The sequence below is a fragment of the Terriglobia bacterium genome (assembly GCA_020072645.1).
Taxonomy (GTDB): Bacteria; Acidobacteriota; Terriglobia; order Terriglobales; family Acidobacteriaceae; genus Angelobacter.
In genome coordinates this window covers 170070-186412 of sequence record JAIQGK010000006.1, presented here as the reverse complement: position 1 = coordinate 186412, position 16343 = coordinate 170070, and the positions used below count along the sequence as shown (strand labels likewise).

The 16343-nt window shown below is 54.4% G+C and carries 11 protein-coding genes; 2 read left to right on the top strand and 9 right to left on the bottom strand.

Annotated elements, in window-relative coordinates:
* Positions 1-84: 84 nt before the first annotated feature.
* The 6 genes from rpoN to LAO76_10850 form a co-directional block, all read right to left on the bottom strand.
* Positions 85-1755 carry an RNA polymerase factor sigma-54 gene (gene rpoN, locus LAO76_10875; protein ID MBZ5491424.1) on the bottom strand — a complete coding sequence of 557 codons (1671 nt, stop codon included), beginning with the start codon at positions 1753-1755 and terminating at the stop codon, positions 85-87.
* Positions 1756-1852: 97 nt separating this feature from the next.
* Positions 1853-2581: an LPS export ABC transporter ATP-binding protein gene (gene lptB / locus LAO76_10870; protein ID MBZ5491423.1), complete on the bottom strand. Its 729-nt coding sequence runs from the start codon at positions 2579-2581 to the stop codon at positions 1853-1855.
* Positions 2582-4816 carry an LPS export ABC transporter periplasmic protein LptC gene (lptC, locus tag LAO76_10865; protein ID MBZ5491422.1) on the bottom strand — a complete coding sequence of 745 codons (2235 nt, stop codon included), beginning with the start codon at positions 4814-4816 and terminating at the stop codon, positions 2582-2584.
* A gap of 62 nt (positions 4817-4878) precedes the next feature.
* The gene (locus tag LAO76_10860) at positions 4879-5514 is read right to left on the bottom strand and encodes an RDD family protein (GenBank protein MBZ5491421.1); all 636 of its coding nucleotides are present in this window, start codon (positions 5512-5514) and stop codon (positions 4879-4881) included.
* A 28-nt stretch (positions 5515-5542) separates the two neighbouring features.
* A complete protein-coding gene (recJ, locus tag LAO76_10855; protein ID MBZ5491420.1) occupies positions 5543-7300 on the bottom strand; it encodes a single-stranded-DNA-specific exonuclease RecJ in 1758 nt (585 codons plus the stop codon).
* Between the two features lie 6 nt (positions 7301-7306).
* Positions 7307-7771, bottom strand: coding sequence for a hypothetical protein (locus LAO76_10850; protein ID MBZ5491419.1), 465 nt, complete (start codon positions 7769-7771; stop codon positions 7307-7309).
* Between the two features lie 200 nt (positions 7772-7971).
* Between LAO76_10850 and LAO76_10845 the strand changes: the two genes are divergently transcribed.
* Positions 7972-10143: a M13 family metallopeptidase gene (locus LAO76_10845; protein ID MBZ5491418.1), complete on the top strand. Its 2172-nt coding sequence runs from the start codon at positions 7972-7974 to the stop codon at positions 10141-10143.
* 92 nt (positions 10144-10235) lie between these two features.
* Positions 10236-12071: a mismatch repair protein gene (locus LAO76_10840; protein ID MBZ5491417.1), complete on the top strand. Its 1836-nt coding sequence runs from the start codon at positions 10236-10238 to the stop codon at positions 12069-12071.
* Positions 12072-12711: 640 nt separating this feature from the next.
* Here the strand turns inward: LAO76_10840 and LAO76_10835 are convergent.
* From LAO76_10835 to LAO76_10825, 3 genes are read right to left on the bottom strand one after another with little or no spacing between them, the layout of a single operon-like run.
* Complete coding sequence (locus LAO76_10835) at positions 12712-13083, bottom strand: cupin domain-containing protein (protein ID MBZ5491416.1); 372 nt, start codon at positions 13081-13083, stop codon at positions 12712-12714.
* Between the two features lie 42 nt (positions 13084-13125).
* Entirely contained in the window at positions 13126-13788 is a 663-nt protein-coding gene (locus LAO76_10830; GenBank protein ID MBZ5491415.1) for a hypothetical protein, read from the bottom strand.
* The gene (locus LAO76_10825; protein MBZ5491414.1) at positions 13785-16343 is read right to left on the bottom strand and encodes an AsmA family protein; all 2559 of its coding nucleotides are present in this window, start codon (positions 16341-16343) and stop codon (positions 13785-13787) included. Before LAO76_10825 ends, LAO76_10830 begins: the two co-directional genes overlap by 4 nt.

Sequence of the window (16343 nt, the reverse complement as noted above, 5' to 3'; positions counted from 1 at the left end):
CTTTGGGAGATACGGCACGGGTACAGGCGGCTTTTTAACGTCTGCCCGAAAAGCGCCGGCTCGGATGTGTCCGCGCTTCCCGATTTAGCTCTTCGTCCTCCTTTGATGCGTGCTGGGTATCTTCATGTCTTCGCGATATTTCGCCACTGTGCGCCGCGTCACCTGGATGCCTTGCGACTGCAAGACGCGTGTGATCTGGTCGTCGGTCAGCGGATGGGCAGGATCTTCTTCTTCAATCAGCTTCTTAACGCGGCGCTTCAGGATCAGCAGCGATGTGCCCGCGCCTTCAGGGCCCTGCACGCTTTCTGAGAAAAAGTAGCGCAGTTCAAACACACCTTGCGAAGTATGAACGTATTTGCTGGCAACTGCCCGGCTCACCGTGGATGGATGAACTCCAATCTCTTCTGCGACCTCTTTGATCATCATCGGCTTGAGCTGGTCAATACCCTGATCAAGAAAATCCCGCTGCCGTCCGATGATGGCGTAACAAACTTTTAGGATCGTCTGCCGTCTTTGTTCAATGTTTTTAATCAGTTGCACCGCGGATTTATAGCGCTCTTTCACGTAGGACTTTACGTCCTTCTCCACGCCGCCATTCTGGTTCAGCATCTTCCGATATGTCGGGCTCACGCGAAGCTGCGGCAGGTCTTCATCGTTCATCAGGACCAGATACTCGTCACCATGCTTCACAAAGGCAACGTCCGGCTCAATCAGCTTGGGCTCAACCTTGTTATAGCGAAGACCCGGCTTGGGATCGAGCGTGCGAATAAACTCATGCGCCTGGATCACCGCTTCCATGGGGCGCGCAATGGCCTTGGCGATTTCTTTATATTGCTTGTTCTGCAGAAAGTGGAGTTGCTTGTCTACAATCTTTAAAGCGTCTTCAACCACTTGATCGTTTTCAGGATCGTCGGAACCTTCCATGTCTCGCGTCTTGATCAGGTGCTCAAGCTGGGCCATCAGGCACTCTCGCAGATCGCGCGCCGCCACGCCTACTGGATCAAAATGCTGGATCAGCGCGATCGCTTCTCGCAGGTCATCGCGCGTGAACTGCAGAACCGGAGCAAACCCATTGTTCTTCTCTGCCGCAACTGCTTCCGGCGTGGGCTCATGGGAGACGATCAGTTCCAGGTGAGAAGGTTCGGCTGGCGTATCCGCCAGAGTGACATCTGTAGGTGCAACTTCAGGAGCAGGATCTTCGGATTCCTGGGCGTGTGCCACCCCCATTAACTCATCGTCTGAAGCAGTAAGGTAGCCTTCCTCGTTTAAATTGCCAATCACCAGTTCCGCTGGGGCATAGACCGCAGGACGTACTGTGACGGAACCTAACTGCCACATGAGATGGTCAGAGAGAGTCCCCGGTTTGGAGAGGAAATTTTCAAAGGATGGCCGGTCGATCTCTTCCAGATCGGCGGAGTTGCGATAGCCGGGATCAAGGTAATCGCGGAAGAATGAGCCGAAATCGATCTCATCAAAGGGATCTTTCTTTTCGGCCTCGGGGCCGGTTTCATCCTTCTCTTTAATGTCGATTGCGTCCTGGCGTTCATGGGCCTCTTGCTTTCCGGCAATCTCATCCAGCAGTGGGACAGTGGAATCCAGCTCCTCCAACACGGGGTTCTCCACCATTTCCGTGTTGATCATCTCCTTGAGCTCCAGCTTGTTGAGCGCGAGCACGCTCACCATCTGGACCAGCCCTGGAGTGAGAATCTGCTTTTGCGAGACTCTCAGATTCAGTTTGTTTTGGAGTAAAACCATCCCTGCTTCTTTAGTTAAATTCTACTATCACACGCTGGCCCGTGGCCCAAAAGAGTACCGTCGTAATTCGACTATTTTTGCTTCTTACCTGACGCAATTAAACAAATGAAAAACTCTCTCCCAGATAGACTCTTTTCACCTCTGGATCGTTGCCAAGCTGCTCCGGCGTACCGGTGCGGAAAATGCGGCCTTCATTGATGATATAAGCGCGATCCGTCACTGACAGCGTTTCGCGCACGTTGTGATCAGTGATCAACACACCGATGCCGCTTCCCTTCAAATCAAAAATTATCTTTTGCAGGTCGAGCACGGCAATGGGGTCAATGCCTGAAAATGGTTCATCCAGCAGAATGAACTTTGGTGCAATACAAAGCGCGCGCGCGATTTCCACTCTGCGCCGCTCTCCACCGGAAAGCGCATAGCCCATATTGTTGCGAATATGTCCAAGCCCTAGCTCATCAATCAACTGATCACGCTTGCGCCGGCGCTCCTGCCATGAGATGGGCTGCACTTCCAGCACAGCCATAATGTTTTCTTCCACACTCAATTTGCGAAATACCGAAGGCTCCTGCGGAAGATAGCTGATGCCGTAATTCCTGGCGCGCAGGTACATGGGAACATTGGAGATGTCCTGACCGTCCACAAGAATGCGGCCGCTATCCGGGGGCACAAGCCCCACAATCATGTAAAAAGATGTAGTTTTGCCGGCGCCGTTGGGGCCCAAAAGCCCGACCACTTCAGCTTGGTTGATATGAAGACTGACGCCGTTGACTACCCTGCGCCCGCGGTACGATTTCGCGATTTCGTCCGTGGCCAAGGTCTGCATTTACTTCTTGCTCGCGTCTGGAATCCTGTTTGGAATCTCGGTTTTGGATGTTTCTCCGCTACCTACCAGAACCCTACCATCGTGGGTAAAGAAAGTCAACGAATCGCCCGAAATTTGGCCCCGTTCGGCATCAAAAATGCTAGGGAGTTTTTCCGAGGTGCCAGTAAGCACCATTTTTTCCTCTGCAGCGGTATACACCAGCTTGTTCCCAGTGGCCTTCCGGCTTCCTTGCTCAATCTTGATATCTCCTTGCGCTTCAATACGTTCCAGCTGGCTGGCACTCTGATTTTCGGCTTGGCCTTTCTTTGGCAGCAGGATCACCTGAACGCTGGCTGACGTGATAGTGGCATCCTGGGCCCGGACCACCACATTGCCGCTAAAGACCGCCCTGCGCTCCGCATCGACGTAAGAGAGCCTATCTGACATCACATTTACCGGGGTTAGCTTGCCATTTTTATCCTTTTGCACAAAAACTGATGCAACATGGTCACCCTGTCCACCTTGGGCTTGAAGGCTGCGCTTCGTCCGATCAAAACTGATGGTTGGCGCTTCCACGATGTTTGGACCTTGCCACAGACGGGCTTTGGCGTAGCGGGCGACTCCGGTAGCAGAGTTCAGGGTGGCAGTTGAGCCCGTAACATGGATTGGGTCAGCCGAGCCCAGCATGGCCCCGCCCGGCTGGGCACCCATCTTGGAATAAGTGGTCTTTACGTTGTCCTGGGCAAAAGCGTTGCGAGTTTTGCGATTTAGTTGGATGCTGTCGGCTGTGAGCGCAATACCCTGGTTCGCGTCAATGACACGTGGTGATCCGGAAAGAAGGATCGTTTCCTCGGCTGCGGCATATTTGGCGCGCTCGGCAGAAGCCGTTTGTGTTCCTTCCTGATAACGGAAATCGCCGGTCTGATCGGCTGAAACAATCTCACCTTTGTCATTGAACTTTGCCGTGAGTTCGCGCGATGTGAGAATGCGGTCCGGCTTGCCCGGAACAGAATCAACAATTTTGGCATCGGGCGTTCCATAGAGAGATACCGGACGATTCTGGTCATTGAAAACGGTTTCAAAATGTCCTGCGCTGATCGTGGTCTTGCCCGTAGCCTGCTCGCGTACAATCTCCGCCGGTCCGCCGGAAGTAACGGCCTTCTCCAATCGGCGGCCATCCTTCACAGAAAGATCCAGTGCAACTGCATGCAACTCCTGTGACTTTCCGGCTGGGCCCTGTTTCAGTTGGACTGAATCTTCCGCCCTTGCCTTGCTTAGCCGATTATCAGCCACAAACGTGAGTAATATCTTGCCAGCCTTGCCTTGCGCAGGAGAATCACCTTTGCTCAGGAAAGTTACGCCACCGGAAAGAACGCCTCTTCGCGCCTGGTTCGCGCCCGTCATTTCCAGCTCACCTTCAGGAGCGTTAATCTCAAACGCCTTTGCGCCGGTGCTGGATGCATGCAGGTTCCCAGAACCAACAACGCGCTCAATATTATTGTCATCGCTCATGAAAACCGTGACTTTATCAGCGGAAATCACACGCTGTTGTTCCTCGACTTTGGCAGACTGCATCACGATCCTGCTCGGGTTTTTGGTGATTGTGGCGCTCTGGCCTGTGATGGTGGCTTTGCGCGGACCGGTGCTGGTAATTCGCACAGCCGACTTCAACGTAAGCACGCCGCCGTGCGAATCGTACGTTGCACCCACCGCCGATCCATTTCCTTCCGGCACGCGAAACTCAATCGCCGCTTTGGTCTGGGCAATTCCGGTATTCTCACTAAAGGTAAGACCGCTCGTCTTTACGTGAATCAGGTTCTTGGTTTCCGCCGCTGGCCCGCCTGCGGGAGTTGCAGCGGAGGAAACAGCCTCCAGATCAATGCGGACTTCCCCCTCCGCAGAGACAACTTTTGCGACCGGATCATACCCGAAATCGGCGCCGTAAATCTGGTCGGAGCGGTCCTGGTTGCGTCCAAAAACTGTGATGCTGACATCGTGCAGCGCCGCGCGTCCACCCTCTTTATATTGCTGGACGCTGGCTGCATGGATGGTAAAGAGCGTCTTTCCGCCTTCTGACTTGGAGAGATTGAAACCTGTTGCGCTTTTTTCCACGCCAGAAGGGATGTTCTTGGGCATATCAGGAATCTTGTCCTGCGGCTTAAAGAACCCACGCAAATAGAATCCCAGGGCGATGACGAACACCATCACAGCGCCGCCGGCAAAGACTTTTCTTAGCCGCTTGGGATCAAAGGACATTTGCCTTTATGGTAAATGACAAAGAACGCGACATTCCCGTGGAATCAAAAACAAACAAGAGCTTAGTACTTCATCACCACCGTGCCTGCCAGCATGTCATGCAATCCGCGTTTGCGGTCAGTAAACCCAATCATGATGAAGCCGATATAGAAAAATATGGAAGAAAGAATCTTGGCAAAGAACCGTCCGGTGGAGCGCCCGAAACCAATCCGGTTACCTGCTTCATCCACCACTTTTAGGCGCAGAACTCTTTTCCCTATTGTTCCCTGCCATGAGGAACTGGTGAGCAGGGCTTCATAAAGCCACTGGCCGACAAAGGCCAGCGCAATGTAAATGAAGATCGAACTTAAAATCGTGACGATGAGCTCTGGAGAAGGCGGTTCCTGATTCTGCTCCGCTTCATGTGCGATGCGAATAATTGCCGGCAAGACCATGATAAAAAACAGAGGAGCCGCTACCGCGCTCAGGATAACGTGATCAATCAAGTGCGCCAGAAAACGAATCCAGAAACCGCCATAAGGCACAGCGGGAGCCGCAACATACGCGGCCGGAGGAGCAGCGGCATAAGCACGCGCCGGAGCTGCTGCCTGATTTGGGGCAAGGCCACTGGAAAGGGTTAAGCCACAACTCTGGCAAAACTGGGCCGTCGCAGGGTTCTGCGTGCCACACTTGGAGCAAAAGATAAAGTTTTCTGGCATAGCAGGGGCACTATAACTCCATTGGCCTTCAGCCGCAAACAGAAATTGCGGCCGGAGCTGACTTTCTAAAATCCTCTAAAGTCAATTCCAGACCTCCGAAGTCGGGATGAAAGTTCAGCCCGATTTTGTAGGCGACATCCAGATTGTCACCCGATTGCAGAGCTGCTGACTGGGCCCGTTCTGCCATCCGCCAGCCCACGGCTTCATAGTTGAAGCTGGCCCTGGCATTTGGCAGTCTCTGATTGACCCGCAACTTAATGTGCTTCTCCTTCAGAATCCTTGGCGGCATCAATAGGCTCACGCCGCAACTGGAAAACACCGGTTCACGGTTACCGTGGCCGAATGGCTCTAATCGGCCTAAATCATTAAGCAACTCTGGCGTCACCGAACTGAGAGGAATTTCAGCATCAATGCTCAGTTCCGGCAGCAAGTCTTCAGGTTTAAGCATGGCTTGCGCGTAAGTATTCAACCTTTGCCTTAAGGTAGGAACATCCTTGCTGGGCATGGCAAAACCGACTGCGTGGGCATGGCCGCCAAAGCGCGTAAATAGATCATGACAAGATTCGAGCGCATTCAGCAGATGGAACGCACTGATGGAGCGGCCCGACCCGTGAGCTTCTTCCGCATCCTTGGCAATTACGAGTGCCGGGCGGCCGGTCTTCTCCACGACCCGTGATGCCACAATCCCAACAACGCCTCGATGCCAACCATCGCCATCAAAAACCATGCAGAACTTCCCTGTAAGATCGGGCTCTGCTGCAAGCTGCTCATCTATATCCGCCACAATGCGCTGCTCTTCTGACTGGCGCTCCAGGTTCAGCTGATTCAGCTTTTCCGCGATATCTTTGCAACGGTCCTGATCTTTGCACGTGAAGAGTTCGATCACGTCGCGAGCCACGTCCATTCGTCCTGCTGCGTTGATGCGAGGCCCCAGGCGAAAGCCGACGTCGCCAGCGCCAATTGCGCGCTCGCCGGTCAGGCCGGAAACTTCCATTAAAGCTCTAAGTCCTCCGTTGACCGGACGCCGCAGCCCCTCCAAGCCTAAACGCGCGATCGTACGGTTCTCTCCGACCAGCGGAACCGCGTCCGCGATGGTGGCAATGGCTACCATCTTGAGAAAAGACGGAATCAGCTTTGCCTGGTCCACCTGATCTTTGAATTTGGCAAATAGCGCCTGCGCAATCTTGAACGCGACCCCTGCGCCGCACAGTTCTTTGCAGGGATAATCACAGCCCTGCTGGTTGGGATTGAGTACTGCCCACGCGTTCGGTACGCCTTCATGCGCTTCAGGCAGGTGATGGTCTGTAACGATCAGATCAATGCCGACGCGCCGCGCTGTCTCAGCCGCTTGAAATGCCCTTATGCCAGTATCCACGCTGATAACGACTTTTATTCCACCCGCAGCGGCCCGCTCGATGACATCGTCCTTGATGCCGTAACCCTCTTTGATCCGGTGCGGAACGTGAAAGTCCGCTGCGCCGCCGCATAGCTCAATCGCGGTTTTCAGGATCACTACGGCAGTGGTTCCGTCCACGTCATAGTCGCCATAAATCAGAATGCCTTCCTTGTTGGCGATGGCCGCACTCAGGCGCTCCACGGCAGCCGCCATTCCGCGCATCAGATAGGGGGAATACAGATGATCGAGTGAAGGCGAAAGGAAATTCGCCGCATTGGACGCAGTAATTCCGCGAAGGGCCAGAAGTCGGGCGACAATTGGGGAGACGTTGGCTTCGGCGCAAAGCGTTTCCACCTGGGCCGCATCGGGATTCGCAAATGACCAGCGCACCGGCTCTTACTCGTCGTCCTGATCGGTATCGTCAATCAGGATACCGTCATAATCATCGGCCGCGCTCTCCAGCCGCTGGTACGTGTCATACCACGGGGTGGAAACCTCATATAAAAACATCACGCCCTGGCAGGGAAATCCAAGCTGAAGATAGCCCACCTTGCCGACAAAGCTGCGCAGCCAACCGGCCTCTTCCAACTCTTCTTCATTCATGTACTCAATTTCCTGGAGCCGGTTCACCAGCAGGTCCACGTCTTCTTTGTCCAGCGAAACGTGATTCATGGTGACAAAACTCACGTTCGAAGCCTTGGCTAGCTCCACAAAGTCTTTCCAGCCATCAGGATGGTCTTCGTCGGTGGACCAGGGCACATTGGCGACCTCATCGCTCACGTACGCACTGAAGCGGCGCAGCCCATGGCCCTCAATAAAGGCCACCATATCATCTTTCAAAGTTGTCAGATCTTGTTCCATGCGGGATAAGAAACATCATATCGCGTTCACGGGGTAAAGACGAAGGCGAGCGATGGATCCTATAAGGGAAAGCTTCCGTTCACCGCAAAAAGCGCAGCTTGGATGCCATCGGAATATCCCAGCTCATTGGCGAATGCCAACGTCTTTTGTTTCTGTCCGTCTTATACAATGACATGTTTTGCCTGAGGGGAGAATTGCGAATGCGCAAATACCTGTTTTACAAGTCTGTCTTGTCTTTCATTGGATTGGTATTGTTTACCGCCGGCGTGGCGCTTGCCCAATCACCACAACCTACGCCACAAAAGCCAGACTTAAAGTCCACAAAAAAGGCGGGGAATGCCAAGACTCAGAACGCCGGTCCTACTACTCCCCCGGCAAATCCAATGACCGCAAAGGTCAGTGATGCTCCGGCCCGTCCAGCGCCCAAATTCGATATCGCCAATATTGATAAGACGGTTGATCCCTGCGTGGATTTTTACCAGTATGCCTGTGGAAACTGGCTCAAAAATAATCCCATCCCCGGCGACCAGCCCATTTGGCTCAGCTTTGCTGAAGTGTACGAGCACAATCTGGAGGTTCTGCGCCAAATTCTGGAAAAAGCAGCCCAAAATGATCCGGGACGCAACGCCGTGACGCAAAAGATCGGCGACTTTTACGCCTCATGCATGGATGAAGCCGCCGCGAATAAAGCTGGCGCCACGCCGCTGAAGCCGGAATTGGACAGTATTGCAGCCATCAAAGACAAGACTCAGATGATTGAAGTGATGGCGCATGAGCAACTGATTGGTCCTAACCCCCTCTTGGGCTTTGGCTCCAGTCCTGACTTGCACAACGCAGATCAGACGATTGCCGCTATTGACCAGAGCGGCCTTTCTCTGCCTGACCGCGATTATTACCTGAAAGATGACGCTCCAACTGTCGCCATTCGCACTGCGTTTGTCGATCACATGAAAAAGGTGTTCTCATTGCTCGGGCAATCGCCTGAGCAAGCTGCCCAAAGCGCCGAAACCGTTCTGAAGATTGAAACTGATCTGGCCAAAGCCTTCATGGAGCGCACACTGCGTCGCGACCCCAAAAATCGCGACCACAAAATGACGGTCGCGCAGGCTGAGGCGCTGGCTCCCAACTTCCACCTTGACCGCTATTTCGCAGCCAGCGGCGCGCCATCTTTTGCTGAGCTGAATGTGGGCAATCCTGAGTACTTCAAGGCGATCAACCCGGTGATCGACTCCACTCCGCTGGACGCCTGGAAAACCTATATGACTTGGCAAATGGTGAACCATGCCGCCAGCTGGCTTTCAGACGATTTTGTGCAGGAAGACTTTAAATTCCAGCAGGCGATCACAGGACAAAAGGAATTGCCGGTACGGTGGAAGCGCTGCATCAACGCAACTGACAATGCTTTGGGCGAGGCCCTGGGCCAGCCTTACGTGGACGCCACCTTTGGCGCGGAAGGAAAGGCGCGCATGCTCAAGATGGTGGACGCGCTGGAACACTCACTAAAGGGTGACATTACTACTCTGCCCTGGATGACCGAAACCACCAAAAAAGAAGCGCTGGTCAAGCTGGCCGCCATCCGCAACAAGATCGGCTATCCCGATAAATGGCGCGATTACAGCAAACTAAAGGTCGTTCGCGGAGACATGATTGGCAATCTTTACCGCGCCAGCGAATTTGAATCCAACCGGCAATTGCAAAAGATCGGCAAGCCGGTGGACAAGCTGGAGTGGGGCATGACTCCGCCCACTGTGAACGCTTATTACAGCGGAAGCCACAATGAGATCGTCTTCCCCGCCGGTATTCTTCAGCCGCCATTCTTCGATCGCACGCTGGATGATGCCGTCAACATGGGCGGCATTGGACTGGTGATCGGGCATGAACTTACTCACGGCTTTGACGATCAGGGCCGCAAGTTCGATCCCAAAGGCAATCTTCGCGATTGGTGGACCGCTGAAGACGGTAAAGAATTTGAACAACGCGCAAGTTGCGTGGCCGATGAATACAGCTCATTTACCGCTGTTGACGACCTCAAACTGAATGGCCGCTTAACCCTGGGTGAAAATACCGCAGACAATGGCGGCGCTCGCATCGCTCTGATGGCGCTGCACGACCTCATGGCCCAGGCCAAAGAAGATCCTGACAAAAAGATTGATGGTTACACGCCCGATCAGCGTTTCTTCCTGGGCTTTGGCCGCGTCTGGTGCCAGAACACCACGCCGGAGCTGTCACGAATGCTGGTCCGCGTGGATCCGCATTCCCCCGGCAGATGGCGCGTGAACGGCGTTGTGCGCAACATGCCAGAATTTCAGAAAGCTTTCGGATGCAAACCCGGCCAGCCCATGGCGCCTGAAAATGCGTGCAGGGTATGGTGAGGCGTGAGGGTTTGATGTAGTCATTAGCAGGGGCACGGTTTTCAGCCGTGCCCTTTTGCATTTGCCTCGCGCTCCAGCCAGAATGGTGTGTGGTGAACGATCACATCCTTGAAGAACGAGAAACTCCCCCAACCCCGGCGACGGTGACGGCCTCCGCTCCACATCAGGAGTATTCACGTCGCCTTAAAGACCGTGAAACTCTAGCTGCGCAGCTCCAACGCAAGCATCTTTGGCTCGGCAACGCGCGCATCGTCCTTTTTGTCGCGATATTCGTCCAGTGCTGGATCACCGGCAAAACCGGCTCTCCGTCTCTTTATTGGCTGCTAGTTCCCATTGCTCTATTCGCCGTCCTCGTCGTCGCACACCGCCGCGTAGTGACTGCGCTCAATATGGCGAAGCGAGCGGTTTCCGTTTATAGCCTCGGACTCGCACGCATGGAAGATCGCTGGGCCGGAAGCGGTGCAACAGGTGAAGAATTCAAAGATCCGCTACATCTGTACGCGGAAGACCTGGATATTCTTGGCGAAGGCAGCCTGTTCCAGTTGCTATCGACCGCACGCACCAACATGGGCAAGCAGTGTCTGGCACGCTGGCTCCTGTCTCATGCTGAGGTGAAGGAAATCCAGGAGCGGCAAGCCGCGGTCGCCGAACTGAGGTCGCGACTTGATTTTCGGGAAGACCTTGCGGTAAGCGGCGAAAGCGAGCGCATTGCCGCCAAACCTGAAGCGCTGACCGCCTGGGCGCAGGAAGAAAGCGGCTTGAAGGATGGCCGATGGTGGGCGTTGGGTCTGGCCATTCTCAGCATGGCTGCGCTGGTCTTCGGCTTCATGGTGATGTGGACGCCCTTTATTATTCTTTTGCTGATCAATGGCATCATTACCTCCCGGGCCCGCCATCGTTTGCAAAAGATCTTTGCCGGTGTGAGCGACACCCATAAGGATCTTGATTCGCTGGCATTGCTGCTGCGTCGCATCGAAACAGAAAAGTTTGATTCTCCCTTGCTTCAGCAATTGCAGGCACGACTTCTTACCCATGGTTTGCCGCCATCGGCGTGTATCGCACGCCTTGACACATTGGCTGATCTGGATGATTCGCGCCACAACTGGTTCGTGCGGATCTTTGATATCCCACTGCTTTACTCGATGCAAATTGCTTTTGCGCTGGAGCGCTGGCGTCGCACCTACGGCGGCGGGATAAAGGCATGGCTGGATGTCGTGGGAGAAATCGAGACCCTTGTTTCAATTGCGGCTTACGCTTACGAGCATCCCCAGGACCAGTTCGCGGAATTCGCGCCGCCCGAGGCTGCAATCTGTTTCCAGGGCGATGGCCTTGGCCATCCTCTTTTACCCGACGACAAATGCGTGCGCAATGACGTCCAGCTGGGGGGGAACAGCCAGGTGCTTTTGGTGAGCGGCTCCAACATGTCCGGTAAGAGCACATATTTGCGCGTGATCGGCATCAATGCGGCCCTCGCGATGATGGGCGCTCCCGTGCGAGCCAAGCGCTTGCGGCTTTCCCGCGTTGCAGTAGGCGCTTCCATGCGTGTCTCTGACTCGCTGCAGAAAGGCATTTCCCATTTTTATGCCGAAATCAAAAGGCTCCGCCAAGTCGTGGACCTTTCGTCTACACAGCCAGCATTGTTTCTGCTCGATGAAGTTTTGCAGGGCACAAACTCGCATGATCGGCGGGTAGGCACAGAGGGTGTGCTGCGCACACTGGTTCGCAACGGCGCTATCGGTCTTGTCACAACCCACGACCTTGCCCTCACTTCTCTGGAGCAAGTTTTTTCCGAGCATGTACGCAACGCCCATTTCCAGGAACGCTTTGAAGACGACAGGCTTTCTTTCGATTATCGTCTCCGCCCCGGTGTGGTCACCACCAGCAATGGAATAGAACTAATGAAATCCATCGGACTCGATGTTTCTTAGTTCAGGTCGGTCTCCGCGTTAATGGTCATTCGATATCCACTGCATGGAATCACGATGCCGATATTCTGCAAAAGCCCGATGAGAAATTTTAATCAAACACTAATCCACCCTTAAATCGCTGCTGTTGAAATGAAAAAGCCATTATCAGCAAGTCGCCATTTGAAATTTCGGTAATGAAGTGTAAGCCCGTGCTGTGACAAGGATGAAGGCGAGCGCACGGAGTGGTGTGGTGGTTGGAGTGTGCCCTGGGGACGGGCGGTGTTCTGGTTCGACATCACGATCCCGCTAATCGGGTGTGGAAATAGTTCGCTGCTCAGCATTGCACGCGCTGGCCCGCTCGACCGGCGCAGCAATCAATCGGGGACAGAAGACGGCAACACAACACGACTGCGGCGCATTTGGCAAGGATACCTTTTTCCTCCCCCAGAAGCGTCGGTGTAACGAAGATTGACGGGTAATCTGTGCTCGGGAGTAATCCCTTGCCGCGAAACCACGTTGATCTCGGGTGCGCGTTTGCTGTTTTCAGCTTGGACTGCGTTTGACGCAGTTAATCCACCACTGGGGAGGCTGGTTTTTCTCCAATCAGCCTCCCTATGAGTTCTCAGCTGCGCGTCGTCAGCACACGGGCGAAAGCCCGGGGTCAGCGGCTGGCAGCCGGCTCAGCGTTCCGCAGATAAACGTCTGACTTGTTCAACCAGTCCTGGCGCGGCGGATAGAACACGTCCAGGTCAACTGTGTCTTCTATCGCTTCGGCTTTGTGCGGCATGTGCGGAGGAATACAGAGCACTTCGCCTGTTCGGACAATAATTTCCTTGCCGTCAATCCAGAACTTCAGCGCGCCTTCCACAATGTAAGTGAGCTGCTCGTTCAAATGGCTGTGCTCCGGCACCACGCAGCCTTTCTTTAACAGCACGCGGGCCAGCATCAGGTTTTCGCCCGTGATCATCTGGCGATCCAGCAAAGGATTCAGTTTTTCCAGTTCAACATCATTCCAACAGATGTGTTTAAGCATGTTGGTTATTTTATCGGAAACAGGGCGGGGCCGATGGCCAGGCTACTTCTGGGTGACCGTTACCTTGTGGTAGCCCACTGTAGCTATGTCAATCTTGTTCGGCAATTGGAACTCGGAATCAATGCCCACGTTGGGGTATTTGGGCGTAATGTATTTGCTGACAAAATATTCCAGCGCCATCCGCGGCACGCTAAATCCATCAATATCCACTTCCCGTACATGCACGCGCCCTTCGCGTCCGCTACCGGATGCATCAGCCTCAACTCGAACGTCATGCTGACCGCTGAAGACTGAAAGCAAAGGGTTGGAGGAATTTTGTCCCGCTCGAATCTCATCGAAGTCGACATTCAAAAATGCCGTCACAACCCCGCTGCGGCCTTCCATCTTCAGCTTTTTCACGCCCTGTGGAAGCACAATCCTTCCCGACGCAATGTAGTCATTGACTTCTTCTTCAGTCATTACGGTTGGCGCTTGATCTGGATGCTCTTGTTCACCATTCTGCTGGATATGATCCAGTTTGGTTTGCAGGCTGTCAGCGAGACGATGTCCAGATCCATGCGGAGCCGAAGACTGACGGGCGGTAGATTGCTCCGCAGCAATTGGGCTGGCTCCAGAAGACGGCTGCTGCCCCGAGGCGGGCCCTTCCTGGACGATAAAGATTACGCTCGCCACCAGCAATATTGTTAAAACAATTCTAGAGATCATTTAGCGTGCGCGGGAGCCGCCTGCGCGGTCAACGGTTGCGGCGTAATTTCCGGCTTTTCCAGTGTCCCAGTGATTTCCCACTGAGTACCGGTGGTATTCACCTTCAGCTTTGCCTGCTTGTTGGCCAGAGACATAGTCCCACTCAATTGATAGATGCGGTTCTCTGCCCTAAATTTGCTTGGGAGGATCTTTATAGCTTGCTTATCGATTTCCAGCGCGCCCTGGGCTCCGTTGAACCTGAGGGGCCTGCCCGCATCAAGCGCCAAGGCTCTCGATGTTCCATTGGTCACTTGAAACTCCACCCTGCCGCCCGCACTTGTTGCCATTTCCTGAGGTGTCTTGCCTTCAAAGTGGGCCGAATAACTCACCTGGGCTCTGCCTGCGATCCATTGCGCCACTTGGCCGCCCACGGTATTCTGCGGGCTCACCCGCTCCAGCGTAACGCCTTCCAGGGAACCGCTACCGCTATAGCGCGGCTGGCTGCCGCTCCAATCAATCTTCCATTCGCCTTGCGTCGTTCCGCCGCCCACCCTGGCAGTCACGCGATTCACTGTAAGTGCGTGGTCGCCCAGTTCAAGATGCGCGGTAAATTTTTCTAAAGGCATATTGGCGATATCCAATTCGCCTACCGCGAGACTGCCTTGAGCCCGGAAATCTGGCAGCTTATTCTCTGATTCTGAAAGGAAGGGCAGACTCCATCCTTTATTCGTAAATCCCATCAGGTCGGCAACATCGGGTATAGCCAGTGAATCCAGATGCAGGTCAAACTGAAGCGGACACGGAGCATTGCCGGTACAGTTCAGCGGGCTGCTCACCAAGCCAGTGAATGCAATCGGACTATGCTCAAACTGGCCAGTAATTTTGCTGAGCACCAGCGCCGTATCGGTAATCTGCGCGTCAGCCTCCGACATCACCAGCCGGTCTTTCACTCCTGGAATCCATGCCGCCAGATTTTGCAGGTGGGCCGTGCCGTGAAGCCTGGGCGCGGCAAAATTTGCCCAGGGACCACTTACGTTTAAGTCCACCAGCGCCGAAGCGGTTGTATTTGAGATTTGTGAATGGAATCCCGTAGTACGGCCAAACGCCAGAAGTCTTTCCATTGGCACCATACCCTTGGCGCTTACAAAGTAACCCTTGCTATCCAGGCTTCCTTGCACTTCCAGAGTGGTTGATGGTCCCATTTGTACCGAGAAGGCATCAACCGTAAGCGAACCCGAATCATAAGCGGCACTGGGAGCTGCTGCTGGTGTTGGCTGCACTGGGGCGCTGGATTTTTTCTTTTTCACCACCAACGCCGCTGGCGTATCGCCCGCCCCAATGTGGAACCTGACCGCGCTCACTGGAAAAGGTTTGTCTCCAGCCGAGGACTGCAGCAGGAACGGCGTGCTCATGCCCGTTCCATGAAAATCACGCACGCCCGCGTGCCAGTGAAAACCAAACGCGGCATTCAGATCGCCGCTGGCGGTGAAGTCATCGGGCAGAGATCGGCGCGCCTGGCGCGCAACCGCCGCCAGTAGAGAAAGAGGCACACGGTTCGCCACCAAGGAAAGATCGTAGTTTTGCGCGCTTGGCGTAAAGTGGGCCGTTATCAAGAGTCCGCCGATGCCCAAAGGCGTATCGCATTTAAGCCCAAGATTTCCTTTGGTATAGTCGCCCAGGCAACGCGTGCGGACGCGCGGCATGGCGTTGCGATTGATATCGAAACGGCGAAAGCTATCTAAGTCAGCGGTACCACTAATGTGCAGATCCGCCAGCGTACCGGCTACTTCGGCGGTTGCATCCAATGCACCGCGCCACCCTTTATCCTGCCCCATGACCAGACTGGAAAATTGTCCCAGTTGCGATTTCTCCCACGAAACCTGCAGCTTTACCGGCATGTCACGAAGGTTGGCGGAGCGTTTTACGTCGCCATCCACGCGCACCGTTCCCGTATCGCTCAAGTTCATGTCAGTGCGAACGGGATGACCCTCCAGCCTTATGTGCCATGTATCTTCCGAGGCCAGCCAGAATGCAAAATCCGTATTGGTGAGGGCGTAAGGCTTCTTCTCCTGGCCAAGTTTCAGGTTAATTCGCCCACCGCTGGCTTCGATATAGGGAAAGCGGGAGCGCTGCTCGGCTCGACGTTTAGCTGTCGGCGCAGTCGGCACCTGCTCGACACGCAGTAACAGCGACTCCAAATTCCAGTGATCGCGCGCATACACAAGATTCAGGCTGGGCGGAGCGACATCATCGGTCAGCTTAAGATTGGCGATTTCCAGCCGGCCTTGCCACAAAGAAGTCAGTCGCAGATCGGCCGTGACCTTGCCGCAAAAAAGCAGCGGTTCCGCGCCGAAAGCAGGATCGTCCATCACCTTAAAATCGTAAAGATCAAATCCAGGGCGCGGAAACAGACGGTATTTAACCGACCCAATCTTGACTTCCCTTCCCAGCGCGGCGCTCAAAGTTGAGGCCAGCCTGTTGCTGAAGCGTGCGCCGTTAATGTTGGGAGGCAGAAAAATGCACAACGCAAGCACTACCAGCACAACAGCAACGATTTTTTTTCTGGTGGACGTCAT